This window comes from Aeromonas sp. 130281, from assembly GCF_056642115.1.
On sequence record NZ_JBWVQS010000001.1, the window covers coordinates 877,979 to 899,475 of the forward strand.

Below are 21,497 nucleotides of genomic sequence, written 5' to 3' on the forward strand. Positions count from 1 at the left end.
GGTTCAATCAGTTACGACAAGATACCACGACTTACGGCGCGGTTCTGCCCTTGAGCGGCGCCGCCAGCTGGCTGTGGCAGCGGGCCAGCAGCGCATCCGTGGTCTCCCAGTCGATGCAGGCATCTGTGATGGAGACACCGTAGCGCATCTCGCACTTGGGCTGCTCGCTGGACTGGTTGCCCTCGAACAGGTTGGATTCGAGCATCACCCCTATGATGGAGCGGTTGCCCTCCTGGATCTGGTGGATGACGTTGTCCGCCACCTTGGGCTGCAGCCGGTGATCCTTGCTGGAGTTGCCGTGGCTGCAATCCACCACCAGGCCGGGCAGCAGGCCCGCCTTTTCCAGCGCCTCTTCCGCCAGCGACACATTGACGGAGTCGTAGTTCGGGTGCTTGCCGCCGCGCAGGATCACGTGGCCATCCGGGTTGCCCTGGGTCTGCAACAAGGCGACCTGGCCCTGCTGGTTGATCCCCATGAAGGCGTGGGGGCTGGAGGCCGCCTGCAGCGCATTGATCGCGGTACCCAGGTTGCCGTCGGTGCCGTTCTTGAAGCCGACCGGCATGGAGAGACCGGACGCCATCTCCCTGTGGGTCTGGGATTCGGTGGTACGGGCGCCGATGGCCGACCAGGAGAAGAGCTCGGCCAGGTATTGCGGGCTGATGGGGTCGAGCGCCTCGGTCGCCAGCGGCAACTCCAGCTCCGCCAGCCAGCAGAGCAGCTCCCGGGCGCGGTGCAGCCCCAGCTCCACGTCGAAGGTGCCGTCCAGATTCGGATCGTTGATAAAGCCCTTCCAGCCGACCGTGGTGCGCGGCTTCTCAAAGTAGACCCGCATGACAATGTAGAGAGAGTCCTGATAGGCGTCATGCAGCGCTTTGAGTCTGGTTGCGTACTCTTTGGCGGCGTCCATGTCGTGGATGGAGCAGGGACCACAGATCACCAGCAAGCGGTGATCGCGACGGTGAATGATGTCGGCGATGGTATTGCGGGCCCCTTGCACGAATGCCAGCGCGCGATCGGAGATGGGCAGTTTCTCCTTTAGCTGGGCAGGCGTGATCATCACTTGTTCGGACTGGATATGGATGTTGTTCAGGGGATCTCTTTGCATTTTCTCATTCTCTCTACTGTATTTAAGCCAATTGCGCCAAAGTGTATTTATTTATTTACACAAGTCAGCGCTTTGTTACGCAACCGCCCTCACCTTACCAAGGAAAAACAAACAATCAAGTGAAACTAGCGGTGCAGTGCATCAATAGATGGATTAATGACCACTGCCGTGACCAAAACAGCCAGAAAGTAGCGCGTGAGAGGCCCCCTGCACCACGAAAATCGTAAACAAATAATTACACCCTGTACCTCGTCACGCCCTGGCCAACCTGCCGCCATAAAAAAGCGGGGCACCTGGCCCCGCTTGCGTTCCCGTGTTGCTCTTCTTTTATTATTTGCCGTGGGCCTTGATGACCGCCACCGCCTTGTCGGGGAAGTCGCTGAACACCCCGTCCACATCCGCCTGATAGAGGAAGATGTTGAGCAGGTCGGTGAAATCTTTGGCATAGGCCGGGATCTGCCCCTCATCCTGGCGGAAGGTATAGGGGTGTACCTTGAGACCGGCGGCGTGGGCCTCCTTCACCATGGCGGTGAACACCGGCTTGCCCGGGGTGCCCGGCTCGGTGACTATCATCGGCTTCCAGGGGCCAATGCCGTCGGCGTAGCCGGCTATGGTCTTCATGGCACCCGGCTTGAACATCCAGCCATAGTCGTAGGGGGTCGCCTTGCCCTTGGCGTCGTAGACCATGGTCTCGTTCCAGTCGGTCTCGGCCATCAGCTGCACCAGCTTCAAGTCCATGCCGAGGGCCGGCATCAGCTCGGTGTCGATGCGTTTGAGCTCATCCACGTCGAAGCTCTGCAGATAGACCTTGTCGCTCTTGCCGGTGTAGCCGTACTCCTTCAGTACCTTCAGCACCGCCTTGGAGATGTCCTTGCCCTCGTGGCGGAACAGCCAGGGGGCCTTGATCTCCGGGTAGATGCCGATCTCTTTGCCGGTGCTCTTGTTGAGCCCCTGGATCATCTCTATCTCTTCCTGGAAGGTGTGGATCTTGAAGTCGGACTTCCACAGCGGGAAGCGGGCCGGATAGACGGGCACCTGCTTGCCCTCCACCAGCTGGAACGGCTCCGTCATGCGCAGGGAGCGCACCTCGGCCAGGGTGAAATCCACCACATAGTAGCGGCCGTCCGGGCGGGCACGGCCGGGGAAGCGCGTCGCCACGTCCGTGATGCCGTCGAGGAAGTGATCATGCATCACCACCAGCTGGTCATCCCTGGTCATCACCAGATCCTGCTCCAGATAGTCGGCCCCCATGCCATAGGCCAGGGCCTTGGACTCCAGGGTGTGCTCGGGCAGGTAGCCGGAGGCGCCGCGGTGGGCGATCACTATCTTGCCGTCATCTGCGGCCAGGGCGGGCAATGCGAGGGCAACCCCGAGGCCAAGGGCCACCAGGGAGAGGTGAGGTTGTTTCATAAGAACGGCTCTTTGTTATTGTTTATTGGATGTAGGTAGTTGTTATAGCAGAGGTTTATTGCAGTTTAACGGCGGGCGGCAAGGGCCGCCCGCGTCTTCATCAGCTTGCCTTGGGCAGGGCGTGATGGTGTTGCTCCAGCCAGGCGTGCAGTTGCTGCTGCTCGGCATCACAGAGGCGCAGCCCCAGCTTGCTGCGGCGCCACAGTATATCTTCCATCGAATGGGCCCACTCGCGGCTGATCAGATAGCGCACTTCGGATTCATACAGCCCTGCACCAAAGTGCTGGCCGCGCTCCTCATGCAACCAGAGACGGGCATGACTGCCATAGGCCTCGGCGATGCGGCGGGCGCTGCGCTCGTCCAGCCAGTCGAATTCGAGCATGTAGGCGCGGGCCAGCTCTGTGGTGGAGCAGTCGAACTCGCCACCGGGCAGACGGCTGGTGGCTGTCCAGTCCTCACCCATCTGGCTGAACCAGGGTTTGAGCTTGTTGCAGGCGGCCTGGGCCAGCTTGCGATAGGTGGTGAGCTTGCCGCCAAACACCGACAAGAGCGGCGCCCCATCGGATTCGCCGGAGAGCTCAAGGGTGTAGTCGCGCGTCACCGCCTGGGGAGAGTCGGACTCGTCATCGCACAGGGGCCGCACCCCGGCATAGGTCCAGATGACCTCGGAGGGGGCAATCTGGCGGGTGAAGTGGGCGTTGACCACCTTGCACAGGTAGCTGATTTCGGCCTCGCTGATCTTCGCCTCCCGCGGGCTGCCATGGTGCTCCACGTCCGTGGTGCCGATGAGGGAGTAGTCCTGCTGGTAGGGAATGACGAAGACGATGCGGTTGTCCTCGTTTTGCAGGATATAGGCCTCTTCGCGCTCATGGATGCGCGGCACTATGATGTGGCTGCCCTTGATGAGGCGAATGCCGCGAGGGGATTTCTCGTGCAGGCTCTCGTCATAGAAGGTCTTGACCCAGGGACCGGCCGCATTGACCAGGCCACGGCAGGTGACGTTGAACTGCTCGCCCCCTTCCCGCTCCAGGGTCAGGGTCCAGTGTTTGGATCCGCGCACCGCCTTGACGCAGCGGGTGCGGGTCTGTACGTCGGCGCCCTTGTCCCGGGCCATCATGGCGTTGAGCACCACCAGGCGGGCGTCGTCGACCCAGGCGTCCGAGTACTCGAACCCCTTGTTGATGCCGCTCTTGAGGCCATCTTGCGGCAGGAAGCGCAGGCCGCAGCTCCCCTTGAGCTTGTCGCGCTTGGCCAGGTTGTCGTAGAGGAAGAGGCCGGCACGGATCATCCAGGCCGGGCGCAGGTGCGGGCGGTGCGGCAGGCGAAAACGCATGGGGCGGGCGATGTGCGGCGCCATGCCGAGCAGCACCTCCCGCTCCGCCAGCGCCTCTTTCACCAGCCTGAATTCGTAATGTTCGAGATAGCGCAAGCCGCCGTGGATCAGCTTGCTGGAGTTGGACGAGGTGGCCGAGGCGAGATCCTGCGCCTCGAACAGCGCCACCTTCAGCCCCCGCCCCGCCGCATCCGCCGCAATGCCGACCCCGTTGATGCCGCCGCCGACGACGACCAGATCATAATGTTCGCTCATGTTCACCTACTTTCTTATTTTGTGTTCGCCATGCCGGCAATGTTTGATTTCGCTCATATTAGAACATGAAAAACCAATAAACGAACATTTCGTGAGAGAAATGTGATCGCGATTGTTCTGACAATGCTAAAAATGCTGCCGGTCGGTGACAAAGTGCCACCCCAAGCCCTCGCCATAGTCCCTACTGCCCGGGACCAAGCTGCCGCAACGGATGCGGGCGCGACTGGCCGAGGCCGAAGGAGCCCGGCCCTGAAGCCGAGATTGCCCAGAGGCAGACCACCTGGGACGAGAGGAGAGCCGTTGTTTTTGGCTCAAGCAGGCAGCGACCAGCCGAGACGGCGCCACAGGGACAGAAGGAGAGAGGTTGCAGGGGCAAGGCGCCCCGCATGGGGAAGGCCCCGTGAGAGAGCAGCAAGAAAGCGGCCGCCTGACGGCGGCCTGATGCTAGTGCGGCGTGGGGAGACTCAGCAGATGTGGCAGGCTATCTGATGCTGGGACATCAGTCGCATCAGCTTCTCCGGCGGCTCCTGATCCGTGAACAGGGCGTGGATCTGGTTGAGGTTGCCGAGGTTGACCATGGCATTGCGCCCGAACTTGGTGTGGTCGGCGGCCAAGAACACCTGGCGGGAGTGGGCGATGATGGCCTGGGCTATCTTCACCTCGTGGTAGTCGAAATCGAGCAAGGAGCCGTCGTTGTCGATGCCGGAGATGCCGATGACGCCATAGTCCATGCGGAACTGGCCGATGAAGTCACGGGTCGCCTCCCCGACGATGCCCCCGTCCCGGTTGCGGATCTCGCCACCGGCGATGATGACGGTGAAGTCATCCTTGGCGGTGAGTATGCTGGCGACGTTGAGGTTGTTGGTGACCACGCGCAGCTCCCTGTGGTCCAGCAGGGCGCGGGCGATGGCTTCCGTGGTGGTGCCGATGTCGATGAAGAGGGACGAGCCGTCCGGAATGTTGGCGGCCACCTCGCGGGCGATGCGCTCCTTCTCCTTGAGCTGCATCACCTTGCGGGCGCTGTAGGCGGTATTGACTGTACTCGAATGCAATGAGGCCCCGCCGTGATGGCGCCTTATCTTGTTCTGCTCGGCGAGATCGTTCAGATCCCGGCGAATGGTCTGGGGGCTGACGTCAAAATGGGTCACCAGATCGTCGGTCGAGACAAAGCCCTGCCTTGTCAGGACGTCCAGGATCTCCAGATGTCGTTGGGTTTGCTTCACGCTTGCACTCCGCTTGAGAGACGAAAAAAGGCCCCGGCATTGCGGGGCCTTTGGCAGTGTACCCTATCCCTTTTCGGACTGATAAGGGCAGGATCACGTTTTATGCCTTGTCGGCAGCGGCCTTCTTGGCAGCGACGGCGATGTTCTCGTGCTTGAGGGTCATTGCCAGCAGCACTATGGAGAGCACGCAAGATGCGGTCAGCACCATGAAACCGCCGTCCCAGCCGAAGTGGTCAACGGTGTAGCCCAGCATGGCGTTGGCCGCCACGGCGCCACCCAGATAACCGAACAGACCGGTGAAGCCCGCCGCGGTACCGGCCGCCTTCTTCGGCGCCAGCTCCAGCGCATAGAGACCTATCAGCATGACGGGGCCATAGATCAGGAAGCCGATGGCGACCAGTGCCAGCATGTCGACGGTGGGGTTGCCCGCCGGGTTGAGCCAGTAGACCAGCACCGCCAGGGTCACCAGCACCATGAACAGGATACCGGCCGGGGCGCGGCGGCCCTGGAACAGCTTGTCCGAGATCCAGCCGCACAGCAGGGTGCCCGGGATGCCCGCCCACTCATAGAGGAAGTAGGCCCAGGAGGAGTGATCCACGCTGAAGTCTTTGGCTTCTTTCAGGTAGGTCGGCGCCCAGTCCAGCACACCGTAACGAATGAGATAAACGAAGGCGTTGGCGATGGCGATGTACCACAACAGTTTGTTGTGCAGCACGTACTTGACGAAAATCTCCTTGGCGGAAAACTCCTGCTCGTGACTCTCGTTGTAATCCTTCGGATAGTCGTCCTTGTACTCCTCGATGGGGGGCAGACCAACGGATTGCGGGGTATCGCGCATCACGAAGAAGGCGATCACCGCGATGGCGGCGGCAGCAGCAGCCGGCACATAGAAGGCACTGCGCCAGTCGTTGAACCAGCCCATGCCGAGGATGAACAGCGGACCTATCATGCCGCCACCCACGTTGTGGGCCACGTTCCAGACCGCGACCACTTCGCCCCGCTCCTTCTGTGACCACCAGTGCACCATGGTGCGACCGCAGGGCGGCCAGCCCATGCCCTGAACCCAGCCGTTGAGGAACAGCAGCACGAACATGATGGCGATGCTGGAGGTAGCCCAGTGCACTGTCCCCATCATGAACATGATACCGGCCGAGAGCAGCAGGCCGGCGGAGAGGAAGTAGCGCGCATTGGATCTGTCCGACACGTTCCCCATCAGGAATTTGGAGAGACCGTAGGCAATGGAGACGCCGGACAGGGCCAGGCCCAGATCACCGCGGGAGAAGCCCTGCTCGATGAGGTAGGGCATCGCCAGACTGAAGTTCTTGCGCACCAGGTAGTAGCCGGCATACCCGAAGAAGATCCCGAAAAACACCTGCCAGCGCATGCGTTTGTAGAAGGGATCCACCTTGTCGGCCGGTAGCCGCTCTATGTGGGGTGCAGGCCTGAAGAGACTGAGCATGTTCTGCGTCCTTATTGTTGTTATGGGCGGTTGAGGGTGCCCCGATCATGCCTGCGACCAGATGAGTCCTTATTCGCAAGCGAGCCTATTGTGCTCATTTGTGAACATTCAATCTGTGATGAAGGCTGAATTATTGCAGTTTTATTACAAAAAATGTCACCCGATGAGTGATCGCTCATCGGCCGCCAGCCCTTGCAGGGCAAGGAATCCAGCTACCCACTAAGGAGTATTAACACCGCTAACAGTTGCTTTTCGTCACATTTTCTTAGCAATGAATGGGATCTTGTCCACATTTCCGGTGGCGGGGGTCTGGTGAATTGGCACAGAAGGTTTATTTTCTCTCTCGTCCAATAACGAGCGCAAACGAGCATAACGTTTGCGTCAGCTCAAATAACAAGAAGAAACGTTTTCGGACGCAAAAAATGGGAATGCAAGATAACGAAACGGAACATCAAACCTACTCTGGGTGGATATAAGGAATAACAACTATGAGCATACAAAGACCCAATACCCTGCTCGGCGAGTGCCTCGCCGAGTTTATCGGCACCGGCCTGCTGATCTTCTTCGGCGTCGGCTGTGTGGCTGCCCTGGTGCTGGCTGGCGCCAACTTCGGGCAATGGGAAATCTCCATTACCTGGGGCCTGGGGGTCGCCATCGCCATCTACGTGACCGGCGGCATCTCTGGCGCCCACCTGAACCCGGCGGTGACCCTGGCGCTGATGACCTTCTGCGGCTTCGACAAGCGCAAGGTGGTGCCCTTCATCATCGCCCAGATAGCGGGTGCCTTCGCCTCCGCCGCCCTGGTCTACTTCCTCTATGGCAACCTCTTCACCCAGTGGGAACTGACCCACAACGTGGTGCGCGGCAGCGTAGAGAGCCTCGGCACCGCCGGCATCTTCTCCACCTACCCCAATGCCCTGCTCTCCAACATGCAGGCGTTCGCGGTCGAGCTGGTGATCACCGCCGTCCTGATGCTGGGCATCATGGCGCTGGGTGACAACAACAACGGCGCCCCCAAAGGCTTCGCCGCCGCCCTGCTGATCGGCATACTGATCGCGGTGATCGGCGCCTCCCTCGGCCCCCTGACCGGCTTTGCCATGAACCCGGCCCGTGACTTTGGTCCCAAGCTGTTCGCCTTCTTTGCAGGCTGGGGCGATGTGGCCCTGACCGGCGGTCGCGACAACCCCTACTTCTGGGTCCCCATCCTCGGCCCCATCGTCGGCGCCCAGCTGGGTACCGCCCTGTATGTGAAAGTGCTGGCTCCCTGCGTCCCGGGCAACCGTGTCGCGACCGAAGAAGCCGCCAAGCTGTCCAATAAAGAAGAGGCCGCCGCCTAAGAGCGGTCCCTTACGTGGAAAATAAGAACGTGGAGAACATCATGTCTGCTGAAAAGAAATTTGTCGTCGCGCTGGATCAAGGTACCACCTCCTCCCGTGCCATCGTGTTCGATCAGGACGCCAACATAGTCGCGACCTCCCAGCGCGAATTCACCCAGCACTACCCGAAAGCGGGTTGGGTCGAGCACGACCCCATGGAGATCTGGGCGACCCAGTCCTCCGTCTTCACCGAGGTGCTGGCCAAGAGCGGCCTGCACAGCGAGCAGATCGCCGCCATCGGCATCACCAACCAGCGTGAAACCACAGTGGTGTGGGAGAAAGCCACCGGCAAGCCTGTCTACAACGCCATCGTCTGGCAGTGCCGCCGCACCGCGGCCATCTGTGAAGAACTCAAGGCCCGCGGCCTGGAAGAGTACGTGCGGGAAAACACCGGCCTGGTGCTGGACGCCTACTTCTCCGGCACCAAGGTGAAGTGGATCCTGGACAACGTGGAAGGGGCCCGCGAGAAGGCGATGAACGGCGAGCTGCTGTTTGGCACCATAGACACTTGGCTGGTGTGGAAGATGACCAACGGCGAGGTGCACGTCACCGATCCGACCAACGCATCGCGCACCATGCTCTACAACATCCGCGATCTGAAGTGGGACGAGCGGATGCTGGACGAGCTGGGCATCCCCGCCTCCATGCTGCCCGAGGTCAAACCCTCCTCCGAGGTCTATGGCTACACCACCCGTGGCGGCGGCTCCCGCATCCCCATCGCTGGCATCGCCGGTGACCAGCAGTCCGCCCTGTTCGGCCAGCTCTGCTTCGAGAAGGGCATGGCCAAGAACACCTATGGCACCGGCTGCTTCCTGCTGATGAACACGGGCACCGAGCCGGTTCGCTCCAGCAACGGCCTGCTGACCACGGTCGCCATCGGCCCGAAAGGGGAAGTGAACTATGCCCTCGAGGGTGCGGTGTTCATGGGCGGCGCCACCATCCAGTGGCTGCGTGACGAGCTGAAGATCATCCACGATGCCCGCGACACCGACTACTTCGCGAGCAAGGTGGGTGACACCAACGGCGTCTACCTGGTGCCGGCCTTCGTGGGTCTGGGCGCCCCCTACTGGGATCCGTACGCTCGCGGCACCATGGTCGGCCTGACCCGTGGTGCGAACCGCAACCACATCATCCGCGCTGCCCTGGAATCCATCGCCTACCAGAGCCGCGACGTGCTGGATGCCATGCAGCAGGACTCCGGCATCAAGCTGGCGGCCCTGAAGGTGGACGGCGGCGCCGTGGCCAACGACTTCCTGATGCAGTTCCAGGCCGACATGATGCACACCCCAGTGGTGCGCCCGACCCGCATCGAGACCACCGCCATGGGCGCCGCCTTCCTGGCAGGTCTGGCCGTCGGCTTCTGGAAGAGCTCGGACGAGCTGGAAGACAAGTTCAGCGTCGATCGCGAGTTCATCCCCCAGATGGACAAGGCCGATCGCGCCAAGCGTTACAGCGGCTGGCAGAAGGCGGTCGAACGTTCACGCCGCTGGGCCGAAGAGGAGTGATGGGGTAACCGACACCTCCTTGAGATGAAAAAAGCAAAGAGGCCGACAGCAATGTCGGCCTCTTCTTATTGGCACTGGTCCCCTCCCCTTGAGGGATGGGAGAACATGACCCCTACCCCCGTGGAGGGGGAGGCCGGGAGGGGGTTGACACTGTCGGCATGCCCTCTACAGCGCCTCGGCGCCGAGCTGCTCTTTGAGGAAGTCGAGCCAGACCCGCAGCCGGATGTCCCGCTGGGCATCGGAGTAGAACACCCCGTTGATGGGGCGCGAGGCGCCGCTGTTGCTGCGGGCCAGCACCTCCACCAGGGCGCCGCTCGCCCTGTCCTCCCCCGTCATGAAGTCCGACAGGCAGACGATCCCCTGCCCTCTGAGCGCCAGCTGGCGCAGGGTCTCGCCGCTGCTGGCCCGCAGGGTCGGGGTGATGGCGAACCTGTCCCCCTGCTCCGCGCTCAGCAGGGGCCAGTGGTTGAGGTGATCGGGGTGCAAAAAGCCGAGCAGCTCGTGGCCGCTCAGCAGATCCGCCGGCTGGCGCGGGGTGCCGCGCTCCGCAAGATAGTCGGGGGAGGCGAGCAGCCGCAGCTTGGATCGCCCGAGCGGCAGGGCCCGCAGGGAGGAGTCCGTCAGCTCGCCGATGCGAATGGCCATGTCCACCCGCCGCTCCATCAGATTGATAAAGCCCTCTGAGCTGTGCAGTTGCAGCTCTATGCCGGGGTAGCGGCGGCGAAACTCGCCGATGATGGGCACCAGCCGGTGCAGGATGAAGGGAGTGGCGGCATCGACCCTCAGCACCCCTTCGGGTTGTTCCCGGCGCATCAGCAGATGGCTCTCCGCCTCGCTCATCTCGGTCAGCACCTTCACCGCCCGCTGATAGAACCAGCTCCCCTCCTCGGTCAGGCTGACCCGCCTCGTGGTGCGGTTGAGCAGCACTGTGGCGAGCTTCTCTTCGAGGCGCTTGATGCCGCGGCTCACCACAGAGTTGTCCATGCCGAGGTTCTCCGCCGCCTGGCGAAAGCTGCCCGCCTCCACCACGGCCACAAACAGGGTCAGTTCATCGGAATGGGTCTTCATTGTTGTCATCCTGGCAAGAGTCATGGGGCTTTATAGGCGCAATGGCCGGAGGTTGGCAAGGCAGGCGTCGCTTCGTATCGTGACGCACCGCCTGTTTTATCTCCGCCCTTGCCAGTACAATGCCGCCAGATGGCACCGTATGGCGCCACATCATGACAGGGACGATCTTATGACATTCGACAACAGGCTGGCCGCCGCCCATCGGGAGCTGGCCGACAAGGGCGTGCAGGAACTCAACTACAACCCGCCACTGTTCAGATTACTGCGCAGACTGGGCCTGCGACTCAGACCGCCCCACCATGAGCGCTTTCTGGTCAACCTGCTTGCTTTTGGTCTGCCAACAGGTGCCATCTGGGGGGTGTTGATGTGGTACCTCGGCTGGCAGGATGAGGTGAGCTCGACCTTCGCCCTGCGCCAGAGCGCCCTGTTCGGCATAGGGTTCGGCCTGCTGATGGCGACCTGGCTCTGGTTTCGGCGCAAGCAACTCAAGCTGACCCCCTGGGACACCTTGCCCCACTCCACGATCCGCACGCAACAGCGCTGGCAATCGAAATAACCACCGACATGGACAAGGAGACCCTTATGACCAAGGCCCATGAAAAACTGAACTATGTGGAATTTGCGGCAAGGGATCTCGCCGCGACCAAGGCCTTCTTCACCACCGCCTTTGGCTGGCAATTTGCCGACTACGGCCCCGATTATTGCGCCTTCGAAGGGGAAGGGCTGGATGGCGGCTTCTACCGCGCAGATATGTGCAGTCACAGCCATCAGGGGGGCGCCCTGCTGGTGTTCTACAGCGCCGATATAGCGGCAACCCAGGCCAAGGTGCAGCACCATGGCGGCACCATCAACCGCCCGCTGTTCGACTTCCCCGGCGGCCGGCGCTTCCACTTTGTCGAACCCAGCGGCAACGAGTTTGCGGTCTGGTCCGAACCGGCGGCCTGATGGCGAGGGGCAGATATGCACAGTCTCTCGCCCCCATTCATACATCAAGCTTACCTTTATCTTTTTTAACTTTAAATTCGCGGATAGAACACCTATTTTATGATCGCGTAGCTGTCAGATTAAGAGAGAATGACTTACTACTATACGGCCAGTGCCGATTCATATTATTGGAATGCCATATTAATAAAACTCAACATATTATCTTAATGAATTTCATTGGAAGAAGACTATGTCAAAAGCAATTCAAGGATTTGAATACGCAATAAAAGACGCTGAAGAGTTATTGGCTCATTTTGATAGCATCAATGCTAATCCCCCACCTCCGAATAGTGAAGTATTAAAACGAGCTGGCCTTGTTATGGCTCTCACTGCATGGGAAACATATGTCGAGGATCGCTTAGTCGAAGAAGTGCACAAAAAATTGACCGCTGTACAAGGCAGCTACCTAGGCGATTTTATCCTCAAGAAACTGCATTCAGACTTAAAAACGTTCCATAACCCAAGTTCTGACAAAACCAAACGAATATTTCAAGACTATCTAGGTTTTGATGTTACAGAGGGATGGCGATGGTCTAACTATGAGCCTGATAAAGCCAGAACCACTCTAAATCAATGGATTAAAAAACGCGGTGATGCTGCACATCGTTCAAAACCAATAAATTCTGGAATACCATCGGCGCATCTTATAAAACGTGATGAACTTGAAAAAGTGATTCGCTTTATAAAGGAACTCGTTAAGGTAACCGACAGTTACATCAACTATAAAATAGATCAGCATCATGCTTCCGTACTTGAAAGACAACACCAACTATCTGGCTAACCTTTGTAATTAGCATTAATGCAAATAGTACAGTTCCTATTGTTATCCGAGACCGGTATTTATCCGGTCTCTTTATCAACTCCAATTTCTGGGGTCTCCCCATTGCTGCTCTGTCCTCAATAGTGTTTTGCGACTGCTGCCCTGTTTCCCCCAGTCTGCCGGGGGCATACTGACCGTCGTTTTAGCAAAGAGGTGCAGATGTCATCCCCCATCACAGTGATTGCCGAGCTTGAGGCCAAGCCTGAATTTGCCGCCGAGTGTCGCGCCGCCTTGGACCCCTTGATAGCGGCTACCCTGCAAGAGCCCGGGTGCCTCTGCTACCAGTTGCACCAGAGCCTGGAGCGCCCCCACGGCTGGATGCTCCACGAGGAGTGGGAGAGCGAGACCGCCCTCAGCGCCCACCAGCAGCAGCCCCATTTTCTCGCCTTCGTGGCCAGCACCCGGGGCTGGTTTGCCAGCACCAGCGTTCGCCGCTATCAACTAGCCTGAATCCAGCTGCGGCCTGCCCCTGCCCGCCCTGGATCTGGGGACGGGCCGACACAATATTGAGCGTAGAAACAATAACTTGAGGAATATGATGATGAAGATGCCCAACCTGGGTCTTGGTACCTTTCGCCTGAAGGATCAGCCCCTGCGCGACTCCCTGCTGCAGGGTCTGGATCTCGGCTATCGCCATATCGATACCGCCCAGATCTATGACAACGAGGCCGAAGTGGGCCAACTGATGAGCGAAAGCGGCGTGCCCCGCCAGGATATCTACCTGACCACCAAGGTGTGGATCAGCGAGTTCGGCCCGGGCAAGGTGATCCCGAGCCTGGAGTTGAGCCTGGAGAAACTGCGCACCGACTATCTGGATCTGGCGCTCATTCACTGGCCCTCCCCCCAGGATGAGGTGCCGATGGCGGTCTATCTGGAGCAGCTGGCCGAGGCCAAGGCCCGGGGTCTGACCCGGGAGATAGGGGTTTCCAACTTCACCGTGGCCCAGCTCAAACAGGCCATCGAGATCCTGGGGCCGGGCGCCATCGCCCACCAGCAGGTGGAGATCCACCCCCTGCTGCAAAACCGCAAGGTGGTTGAGTTCTGCCAGGAGCACGGCATCGCCATCACCGCCTATATGCCGCTGGCCTATGGCAAGGTACTCGCCGAGCCGCTCCTGATGGAGATCGGCAAGCGCCACGGCGTCTCGGCGGCCCAGGTGTCGCTAGCCTGGCTGCTGGCCCAGGGCATGACGGTGATCCCGAGCTCCACCAAACGGGAGAATCTCGCCGCCAACCTGGCTGCGCTGAAGGTCAAACTCAGCCCCGAGGAGATGGCACAGATTGCCACCCTGGATCGAGGCGAGCGCTGCGCCAACCCGGACTTCGCACCGGCCTGGGATTGATCCCCCTCATCCCCAGCCCTTCTCCCGCCAGGGGAGAAGGGCGCAAACAGCAGTCCGGGATCTGTCTGTGACCCCAAGCGGGAGGCATCATGCCTCCCGCTTCTTCTCGTCTTCCCCTCTCTCGCCATCACCATCGCCATCACAAGCATCTGGCACAAGACGCCATCCAGCCCTGCCGCCCGTGCTGCTCACCAGAGCCTTCCCTTGCCTCTGTGTTCCCGGCTCGCTCTGCACGCGTTGCTGCTGCGCGCTTTGTCTCTGCCTTCCGCTAACTCTGCATAGCCGCTCTTGCTGCCTCAGCCACTCCTCCTTCCACAGCACCATTGCTGCTGATTTGGCAAAAGTAATTTGATGTTGCCGTCATTTTTGCCAACAAATCACATCGGCATACTGGCGCCATTCTCCCGTCGGGAGCCACTATCCAAGGAGTTTGTATGCCACTGGCGTTATTTGCCCTCACCCTGAGTGCCTTTGCGATCGGCACCACCGAGTTCGTGATCGTGGGGCTGATCCCCACCATAGCCGAGCAGCTCAATGTCTCGCTCCCCTCGGCGGGCCTGCTGGTCAGCCTCTATGCCCTGGGGGTGGCCATAGGCGCACCTGTGCTGACGGCGCTCACCGGCAAGCTGCCGCGCAAGTGGCTGCTGGTGGGCCTGATGGCGCTCTTCACCGCCGGCAACCTGCTGGCCTGGCAGGCACCGGGCTACGAGAGCCTGATCGTCGCCCGCATTCTCACCGGCCTGGCCCACGGGGTCTTCTTCTCGGTGGGCAGCACCATCGCCACCGGGCTGGTGGCCAAGGAGAAGGCGGCGAGCGCCATCGCCATCATGTTCAGCGGCCTCACGGTCGCCCTGGTGACCGGCGTGCCGCTCGGCACCTGGATTGGTCAGCAGTTCGGCTGGCGCGAGACCTTCCTGGTGGTGAGCGCACTCGGGGTCATCGCCATGGCAGGCAGCCTGCTGCTCATCCCCGGCAACCTGCCCAAGGGGACAGCCTCCAGCCTCAGTGAGCAGCTCGCCGTGCTGACCAAGAAGCCCCTGCTGATGGTCTATGCCAAGACCGCTCTGGGCTACGGCGGCGCCTTCACCGCCTTTACCTTCCTCGCCCCCATCTTGCAGCAGGTGAGCGGCTTCGGTGCCAATGCGGTGAGCCTGATCCTGCTGGTGTACGGGGTGTCGGTGGCCGTCGGCAATATCTGGGGCGGCAAGCTCGCGGACAAGATGGGCCCGCTGCCCGCCTTGAAGCTGATGTTTGGCGGTCTGGCGCTCATCCTGCTGATGCTCACCTTCACCGCGCCCCATCCGGTGCTGGCGGTGCTCACCGTGCTGGTGTGGGGTGCCTTCGCGTTCGGCAACGTGCCGGGACTGCAGGTGCTGGTGGTGAAGCAGGCCGAAATCCACACCCCCAATGCCGTGGACGTGGCCTCCGGCCTCAACATTGCCGCCTTCAACGTCGGCATAGCGCTGGGATCCGTGGTGGGGGGTTTAGTGGTGGATCACCTCGGTCTGATGCACACCCCCTGGATCGGGGCCCTCATCGTGCTGCTGGCCTATGGCCTGACCCACGTCAGCGAGAGGCGCGAGGCCAAGTTGGCGCTGGCGGTTTAACCTCCCACAGACGAAGAGGCCGACACCCGGTGTCGGCCTTTTTCATTGGCAAAAAAGTGCGGATCAAGACTCCTTGAGATCCTCGTCGGCGGCCCAGCGCGCCTCCAGCCAGAGCAGATTGACCAGGCCGCACAGCAGCGCAAACCCCAGCCCCAAAATCCAGGTGAAATACCACATATCGAAGACTCCTCAATTCCCGTGTCAGTAGAGGCTATGGCCCTGCTGGCGCACCTGCTCGGTGCTCATCTTGCCCCGCGCCACCCAGTAGACCCAGAGGGTATAGCCGATGTTGATGGGCATCAGCACGGCGACGATCCCCAGCATGATAAGCAGCGTCCGCTCGCTGGAGGTGCCGTCCCACAGGGTCAGGCTGCTGGACGGATCCAGGGAGGAGGGCAGCACGAAGGGGAAGAGCGCGATGGCCACGGTCAGCATCATGGCGGCGCAGGCACCGCCGCTGGCGAGGATGGCGAGCCGCGCCCGACCCAGCTGGCTGGCCAGCGTGCTCAAGAGCGGCAGCGCGAGGCCCAGGGCAGGCACTGCCCAGAGCACAGGGTGCGCCACGAAGTTGCCAAACCAGCCGTCCGGCGCCGTCACCACCTGCTTCATCAAGGGGGTCAGGGCGCCGTTGAGATCCCCGATCTCCGCTATCCGGTAACCGCGCATCTGGCTGAGCCAGAAGCCGCCTAAGGCAAACAGGGCGCTTGCTAGGGGGCCAAGCCAGCGGCTCTGGCGGGCGCAGCGCTGTGCTATCACCCCTTGGGTCTTGCACTGCAGGAAGCTGCAGCCATGGAGCATCAGCAGGGCCAGCGCCGTGCCCATGCAGGTCAACAGCAGCGGCCAGTTGAAATCAAAAGCGCCGTAGTGGATGCGAAGGGCCGAGTCGAAGCGAAACGGCAAGCCTTGCAACAAGAAGCCGAGGGTCGCGCCAAATACCAGGGTCGGCAGCAGGGCCCCCATCACCAGGGCCCTGTCCCACCAGCGGCGCCACAGGGGATCCGGCAGCTTGCTGCGATAGTCAAACCCCACCGGGCGCAGGAAGAGGCCGAACAGCAGGAACATGAAGGGCACATAGAGCGCCGAGAAGGAGGCGGCATAGACCAGGGGCCAGGCGGCGAACAGGGTGCCGGCACCGGCGATGAGCCACACCTGGTTGCCCTCCCACACGGGCCCCACGCTGTTGAGCAGCACTCGCCGCTCCTCATCGGTTTTGGCCACCACGGGGAGCAGCATGCCGACCCCGAGATCGAAGCCATCCATCACCACGAAGCCGATGAGCAGGAAGAGCACCAGCCCCCACCAGATGAGTTTCAGGGTTTCGTAATCCATCAGACGGGACTCCCGTTTTTCAACATTTCACCTTGATAACGACCCGTCTGCAGGCTCGCGGGCCCTTTGCGGATCACGTGACGCAACAAGAACAGCTCCACCACCAGCAGCGTGCTGTAGATAAGGAAGATGGAGATGAGGCTGAACCAGAGTTGCCCAGGTTGCAGCAAGGAGACGGAGGCCGACACCGGCAGCACGTCGCTGATGGTCCAGGGCTGGCGGCCGAACTCGGCCACGAACCAGCCCGCCTCGATGGCAATCCAGGGCAGCGGAATAGACCAGAACAGCGCCTTGAGCAGACGGGGGGATTGCACCAGCTTGCCCCGGCACAGCTGCAGGAAGGCGGCGGCAAAGAGCGCGAGCAGCACCACACCTATGCCCACCATCAGCCGGAAGCTCCAAAAAAGCGGCGCCACCTGGGGGATGGAGTCGTCGACCGCCTTGGCGATGGCCGCCTCGTCCGCCTTGCCGATATCGGCGGCGTAGGGGGTCAGCAGCAGGCCGTAGCCGAGATCCGCGCGGTGGCGCTCGAAGGTGGCGCGGGCCTCGGCATTGCTACCGTCTGAGCGCAGCGCCTCCAGGGCGTCGTGGGCAAGCATGCCGCTGCGAATGCGCACCTCGTGCTGCGCCTTCAGATCTTTAAGGCCGGTCACCTGCTCATCCAGGGAGCGGGTGGCGATGATGCCCATCAGATAGGGTATCTTGACCGCGGCGTGAGTGGTCTCGGCGCGCTGATCCGGCAGGCCGAACAGGGTGAAGGAGGCGGGCGCCGGCTCTGTGTGCCACTCCGCCTCGATGGCGGCGAGCTTGACCTTCTGCACCTCGCCGGTGCGATAGCCCGACTCGTCCCCCAGCACGATGACCGAGAGGATGGCCGCCAGACCAAAGCCCGAGGCGATGGCGAAGGAGCGCAGGGCGAAACGCACCTCCATGCGACGCAGCAGATACCAGCTGCTCACCCCCATCACGAACAGGGAGGCGGCCACATAGCCCGCCGCCACCGTGTGGACGAACTTGACCTGGGCCACCGGGTTGAAGATCACCGCCGCCACGTCCACCAGCTCCATGCGCATGGTCATGGGATTGAACTCGGCCCCCACCGGGTTCTGCATCCAGCCGTTGGCGATGAGGATCCAGAGCGCGGAGAGGTTGGAGCCAAGCGCCACCAGCATGGTCACCAGCAGGTGCTGACCCCGGGAGAGCTTGTCCCAGCCGAAGAAGAAGAGGCCGACCAGGGTGGACTCGAGGAAGAAGGCCATCAGTCCCTCCACCGCCAGCGGGGTGCCGAAGATGTCGCCGACATAGTGGGAGTAGTAGGCCCAGTTGGTGCCGAACTGGAACTCCAGGGTGATGCCGGTGGTGACCCCCATGACGAAGTTGATACCGAACAGCTTGCCCCAGAAGCGGGTGATGTCCTTGTAGATCACCTTGCCGGTCATCACGTAGGCGGACTCGGCGATCACCAGGATCCAGGACAGCCCCAGGGTGAGGGGCACAAACAGAAAGTGGAACATCGCCGTCGCGCCGAACTGTATTCGGGAGAGGCTGACCACATCATCCAGGCTTATCATGCATGACTCTCTATGTTGCATTTAACAGGCAGGTTTTCGCCCGTTAAGTACAACACGTGCCATGACACCTATAACAGATGCAGTTATAGTGAAATCCACCTATAACAGTTTAGGCCACCCCATGTCCCGTTACGGTCAGCTGGCTGCCTTGTTGCAGCAGCAGATAGAGAGCGGCCTCTGGCAACCGGGGGAGCGCATCCCCTCCATCCGCCAGAGCTGCAAGACCCATCACTTGAGCCCCATGACGGTGCTGCAGGCCTATCAGCTGCTCGAGAGCCGCGGCCTCATCCTGGCGCGGCCCCAGTCCGGCTACTACGTCAAGGCCGCCACCTCACCGCTGCCCGCCGGCACGGCCCAGCAGGCCCGCTACAGCGGCTCGGTGGACATCAACGATCTGGTGTTCGAGGTGTTGCTGGCGAGCAAGTCCCGGGAGCTGGTGCCGCTGGGGCTCGCGGTGGCGGATCCGGCCCTCTTCCCCCACCCCCAGCTCGGCCGGGCCCTGGCGAGCTGCATGCGCCGCCTCGACCCCTTCAGCACGGTGGCAGATCTGCCTCCCGGCAACGAGGCGCTGCGCCGCGCCATCGCCCAGCGTTACGCCAGCGACGGCCTGGCGGTGGACCCCCAGGAGATCATCATCACCACCGGCGCCATGGAGGCGCTCTCCTTAAGCCTGCAGGTGCTGACCGAGCCCGGGGACTGGGTGGTGGTGGAGTCCCCCACCTTCTACGGCGCCCTGCAGGCCATAGAGCGGCTCAAGCTCAACGTGGTGGAGATCCCCGTGATCCCCGGGGTGGGCATCGATCTCGCCCTGCTCACCGAGGCCCTCGCCCAGCGCCCCATCAAGGCGTGCTGGCTGATGGGCAACGTCCAGCATCCCCTGGGTCACACCATGCCGGATGGTCACAAGCAGGCACTGATGGCATTGCTCAACGCCCATGAGGTGCCCCTGGTGGAGGACGACGTCTACGCCGAGCTCTACTTTGGCCGCGAACGCCCCAGCCCCATCAAGCGCTGGGACGCCCGGGGTGACAGCCTGCTGTGCGGCTCCTGGACCAAGTGCCTGGCGCCGGGCTTTCGGGTCGGCTGGGTGGTGGCCGGGCCCCATGCCGAACGCATCCAGCGGCTGCAACTGATGTCGACGCTGTCGACCAATGTGCCGAGCCAGCTGGCGCTCGCCGACATGCTGCGCCAGGGCGGGGTGGATGCCCACTTTCGCCGCCTGCGCCACACCCTGGCCCAGCGCCAGCAGCAGATGCGGGCGGCTCTGCTGCGCCTCTTCCAGGACGAGGTGCATATCTCGACCCCGGACGGCGGCTACTTCCTCTGGCTGACATTCGACGCGCGCCTCGACAGCCGGGCCCTCTATGCCCAGGCGCTGGCCAGCGGCTTCTCGTTGGCCCCCGGCGCCCTGTTCTCGAGCCAGGGCCAGCACAACCACTGCCTGCGCCTCAACAGCGCTCATCCCTGGAGCCCGGCGCTGGAGGCCGCCCTCACCCGGCTGGCGGCCCTGGTCCACCAGCAGCTCGCCCCCTATCGGCAGGCCAGCAACGACAAGGCCTCATCATGACGAAGCCTTGTGGACTGGCTCGCCGCAGTAGGGGAGCCTTATCTGGCGTAAGTCTCGGACTGGCGCTTGAAGCCAAGAGACTCGTAGAGCGATCTGGCCCGCGCATTGAATGACATGACTTCCAGCTTGAGCTGGCTGGCATCGTGGGCCTTGGCCCACGCATCACAATGGGCGATCAGCGCCTTGCCTATGCCGCGGGATCTGTGGTGCTCATCCACCACCACAGTCGTGATGCGGCAGACGGGCAGCGTGGTGAGAAACGGGACGGTTTCATTGATGTCGATCCTGGCGCTCAAGAACCCCACCACCAATCCCTCCACCAGGGCGACACAAAACAGCCGCCCCTCGCTCTGGATGGCGTCCAGCAGAAACGCCCGCTGCCGGGAAGAGGGAGGGCAGAACACCTCGGGAGCCTGCTCGAAGTGGATCTGCCCTATCTGCCGATCCAGTTCGACGATGGCGTCGAGATCCTGCTCGGTTGCCTTGCGTATTTCCAATGGGTGCTCCTTGCCTGTGGTTGATGACCTCGCCCCAGCGGCCTGGGGAAAAAACCATCATAGGAGGAGTCGACCCCAAGATGAAGCGCCGATTGTATCCCTTCATGACAAGGGTTCACCGGGGGCACCAACGACAAGGCCCCATGACGGGGCCTTGTGAACAATCCTGATAGCTGCTGGGCTCAACCCGGTGCGCCCAGCTGGGCCACCTGGCGCTCTATGCTGGCTTTCAGGTTGTCATCGAGTTTCAGGGCTCGGGCCAGTTCGTCGAGATAGCCGCGCTCCATGAAGTGATCCACCTCGACGGCGAGCAGGGAGGCGAGATAGACCTCGGTGGCCTGCTCCATGTCGGTCACTTCCCGGGCCAGGGCTTGCGGATCCAGCGGACGGGCCAGCTCGGCGTCAATCCAGCGGGCGGCATCGGGTTGGCCCTGCTCGGTCAGGTACGCCTGGATCTTCTGGCGCTCGGCGGCGTCGATGTGGCCGTCGGCCCGGGCCGCCGCCACCATGGCGCGCACCAGCAGGCTGGCACGGGCATCCAGTTCGGCGCCCGCCAGCTCGTTGAGGGGATGGGGCGTGCCGGCCGCTGGCGCACTCTGGTTCTGCTGCCAGTCCTGGTAGAGCTTGTAGGCCAGCCCGCCGAGGGCCGCCGCCCCGCCCACCGCCGCCACCTTGGTGCCGTACTTGCGCATCTTCTTGTTGCCAAGCAGCAGCGCCATGGCCCCGGCGGCCAGCCCACCCTGGGCCATGCCCTTCATCTGGGCCTTGCGCGTGTCGCCGCCATCGTTGAGCCAGCCCTTGCCAGCTCCCATCAATTGCTCCAGCATCTGTTTCATGGGGCCTCCTCATTTGCATGAGATGCCATGCTGGGCCGCCGCCGCTGAACTCAAGGTGAATGGATGTTCCAGCCCGGCTGTTGCGACGGCTCCTGCTCGTGGCGGGTTCATCTGGTTGGATGAGTCCTGGTCGCTGCGGTTGTTATTGTCATCACTGGCCATTGTGGGGGCACAGCCCCGGGCATGGCGAGGCGCCCTTCGCAAGGAGAC

20 protein-coding genes are annotated in these 21,497 nt (G+C 61.9%); 9 read left to right on the forward strand and 11 right to left on the reverse strand.

The genetic code is table 11. From position 1 onward, the window contains the following. Positions 1 to 31 precede the first annotated feature (31 nt). From AC1IN8_RS03805 to glpT, 5 genes are all read right to left on the reverse strand, one after another. Complete coding sequence (locus AC1IN8_RS03805) at positions 32 to 1,105, reverse strand: 3-deoxy-7-phosphoheptulonate synthase (RefSeq protein WP_479758115.1); 1,074 nt, start codon at positions 1,103 to 1,105, stop codon at positions 32 to 34. Between the two features lie 330 nt (positions 1,106 to 1,435). Continuing rightward, positions 1,436 to 2,515 (reverse strand): glycerophosphodiester phosphodiesterase, encoded by a 1,080-nt coding sequence (gene glpQ, locus AC1IN8_RS03810; RefSeq protein WP_479758116.1) that lies wholly within the window; start codon positions 2,513 to 2,515, stop codon positions 1,436 to 1,438. A gap of 100 nt (positions 2,516 to 2,615) precedes the next feature. Then, positions 2,616 to 4,103 (reverse strand): glycerol-3-phosphate dehydrogenase, encoded by a 1,488-nt coding sequence (glpD, locus tag AC1IN8_RS03815; RefSeq protein WP_202046248.1) that lies wholly within the window; start codon positions 4,101 to 4,103, stop codon positions 2,616 to 2,618. 464 nt (positions 4,104 to 4,567) lie between these two features. Then, positions 4,568 to 5,326, reverse strand: a complete 759-nt coding sequence (locus AC1IN8_RS03820; protein ID WP_005328190.1) for a DeoR/GlpR family transcriptional regulator — start codon at positions 5,324 to 5,326, stop codon at positions 4,568 to 4,570. A gap of 100 nt (positions 5,327 to 5,426) precedes the next feature. Then, complete coding sequence (glpT, locus tag AC1IN8_RS03825; RefSeq protein WP_139435903.1) at positions 5,427 to 6,785, reverse strand: glycerol-3-phosphate transporter; 1,359 nt, start codon at positions 6,783 to 6,785, stop codon at positions 5,427 to 5,429. Positions 6,786 to 7,273: 488 nt separating this feature from the next. Here glpT and AC1IN8_RS03830 point away from each other — a divergent pair, with 488 nt between their 5' ends. Beyond that, on the forward strand, positions 7,274 to 8,122 hold the full coding sequence (locus AC1IN8_RS03830; RefSeq protein WP_042648340.1) for an MIP/aquaporin family protein: 849 nt from the start codon (positions 7,274 to 7,276) through the stop codon (positions 8,120 to 8,122). 41 nt (positions 8,123 to 8,163) lie between these two features. Beyond that, positions 8,164 to 9,666, forward strand: coding sequence for a glycerol kinase GlpK (gene glpK / locus AC1IN8_RS03835; protein ID WP_139435909.1), 1,503 nt, complete (start codon positions 8,164 to 8,166; stop codon positions 9,664 to 9,666). A 165-nt stretch (positions 9,667 to 9,831) separates the two neighbouring features. On the opposite strand, the gene AC1IN8_RS03840 is transcribed toward glpK, so the two are convergent. After that, positions 9,832 to 10,734, reverse strand: coding sequence for a LysR substrate-binding domain-containing protein (locus tag AC1IN8_RS03840; RefSeq protein ID WP_265437479.1), 903 nt, complete (start codon positions 10,732 to 10,734; stop codon positions 9,832 to 9,834). Positions 10,735 to 10,903: 169 nt separating this feature from the next. Here AC1IN8_RS03840 and AC1IN8_RS03845 point away from each other — a divergent pair, with 169 nt between their 5' ends. The 6 genes from AC1IN8_RS03845 (at position 10,904) to AC1IN8_RS03870 (ending at position 15,487) form a co-directional block, all read left to right on the forward strand. Continuing rightward, positions 10,904 to 11,290 (forward strand): DUF6404 family protein, encoded by a 387-nt coding sequence (locus AC1IN8_RS03845; RefSeq protein ID WP_479758117.1) that lies wholly within the window; start codon positions 10,904 to 10,906, stop codon positions 11,288 to 11,290. Between the two features lie 26 nt (positions 11,291 to 11,316). Continuing rightward, positions 11,317 to 11,679 (forward strand): VOC family protein, encoded by a 363-nt coding sequence (locus AC1IN8_RS03850; protein ID WP_479758118.1) that lies wholly within the window; start codon positions 11,317 to 11,319, stop codon positions 11,677 to 11,679. 229 nt (positions 11,680 to 11,908) lie between these two features. After that, positions 11,909 to 12,499, forward strand: coding sequence for a HEPN domain-containing protein (locus tag AC1IN8_RS03855; protein ID WP_479758119.1), 591 nt, complete (start codon positions 11,909 to 11,911; stop codon positions 12,497 to 12,499). Between the two features lie 198 nt (positions 12,500 to 12,697). Then, entirely contained in the window at positions 12,698 to 12,988 is a 291-nt protein-coding gene (locus AC1IN8_RS03860) for a putative quinol monooxygenase (protein WP_479758120.1), read from the forward strand. Positions 12,989 to 13,076: 88 nt separating this feature from the next. Continuing rightward, positions 13,077 to 13,880: a 2,5-didehydrogluconate reductase DkgB gene (gene dkgB, locus AC1IN8_RS03865; protein WP_479758121.1), complete on the forward strand. Its 804-nt coding sequence runs from the start codon at positions 13,077 to 13,079 to the stop codon at positions 13,878 to 13,880. Between the two features lie 434 nt (positions 13,881 to 14,314). Continuing rightward, positions 14,315 to 15,487 (forward strand): MFS transporter, encoded by a 1,173-nt coding sequence (locus tag AC1IN8_RS03870; RefSeq protein ID WP_479758123.1) that lies wholly within the window; start codon positions 14,315 to 14,317, stop codon positions 15,485 to 15,487. Positions 15,488 to 15,550: 63 nt separating this feature from the next. On the opposite strand, the gene cydX is transcribed toward AC1IN8_RS03870, so the two are convergent. Genes cydX through AC1IN8_RS03885 form a run of 3 tightly spaced genes read right to left on the reverse strand, consistent with a single transcriptional unit; the run spans position 15,551 to position 18,387 of the window. Beyond that, positions 15,551 to 15,664 carry a cytochrome bd-I oxidase subunit CydX gene (gene cydX / locus AC1IN8_RS03875; RefSeq protein WP_005310033.1) on the reverse strand — a complete coding sequence of 38 codons (114 nt, stop codon included), beginning with the start codon at positions 15,662 to 15,664 and terminating at the stop codon, positions 15,551 to 15,553. A 24-nt stretch (positions 15,665 to 15,688) separates the two neighbouring features. Next, the gene (gene cydB / locus AC1IN8_RS03880; RefSeq protein WP_479758124.1) at positions 15,689 to 16,816 is read right to left on the reverse strand and encodes a cytochrome d ubiquinol oxidase subunit II; all 1,128 of its coding nucleotides are present in this window, start codon (positions 16,814 to 16,816) and stop codon (positions 15,689 to 15,691) included. Further along, positions 16,816 to 18,387: a cytochrome ubiquinol oxidase subunit I gene (locus tag AC1IN8_RS03885; RefSeq protein WP_479758125.1), complete on the reverse strand. Its 1,572-nt coding sequence runs from the start codon at positions 18,385 to 18,387 to the stop codon at positions 16,816 to 16,818. The genes cydB and AC1IN8_RS03885 overlap by 1 nt, the downstream gene beginning before the upstream one ends. 121 nt (positions 18,388 to 18,508) lie before the next feature. Between AC1IN8_RS03885 and AC1IN8_RS03890 the strand changes: the two genes are divergently transcribed. Then, positions 18,509 to 19,954 (forward strand): aminotransferase-like domain-containing protein, encoded by a 1,446-nt coding sequence (locus AC1IN8_RS03890; protein WP_479758126.1) that lies wholly within the window; start codon positions 18,509 to 18,511, stop codon positions 19,952 to 19,954. A 38-nt stretch (positions 19,955 to 19,992) separates the two neighbouring features. Here the strand turns inward: AC1IN8_RS03890 and AC1IN8_RS03895 are convergent, their stop codons facing one another. Together AC1IN8_RS03895 and AC1IN8_RS03900 are read right to left on the reverse strand one after the other, a co-directional pair. After that, positions 19,993 to 20,451, reverse strand: a complete 459-nt coding sequence (locus AC1IN8_RS03895) for an N-acetyltransferase family protein (protein WP_479758127.1) — start codon at positions 20,449 to 20,451, stop codon at positions 19,993 to 19,995. Positions 20,452 to 20,633: 182 nt separating this feature from the next. After that, positions 20,634 to 21,287, reverse strand: a complete 654-nt coding sequence (locus AC1IN8_RS03900) for a tellurite resistance TerB family protein (RefSeq protein WP_139435933.1) — start codon at positions 21,285 to 21,287, stop codon at positions 20,634 to 20,636. Positions 21,288 to 21,497: the final 210 nt, after the last annotated feature.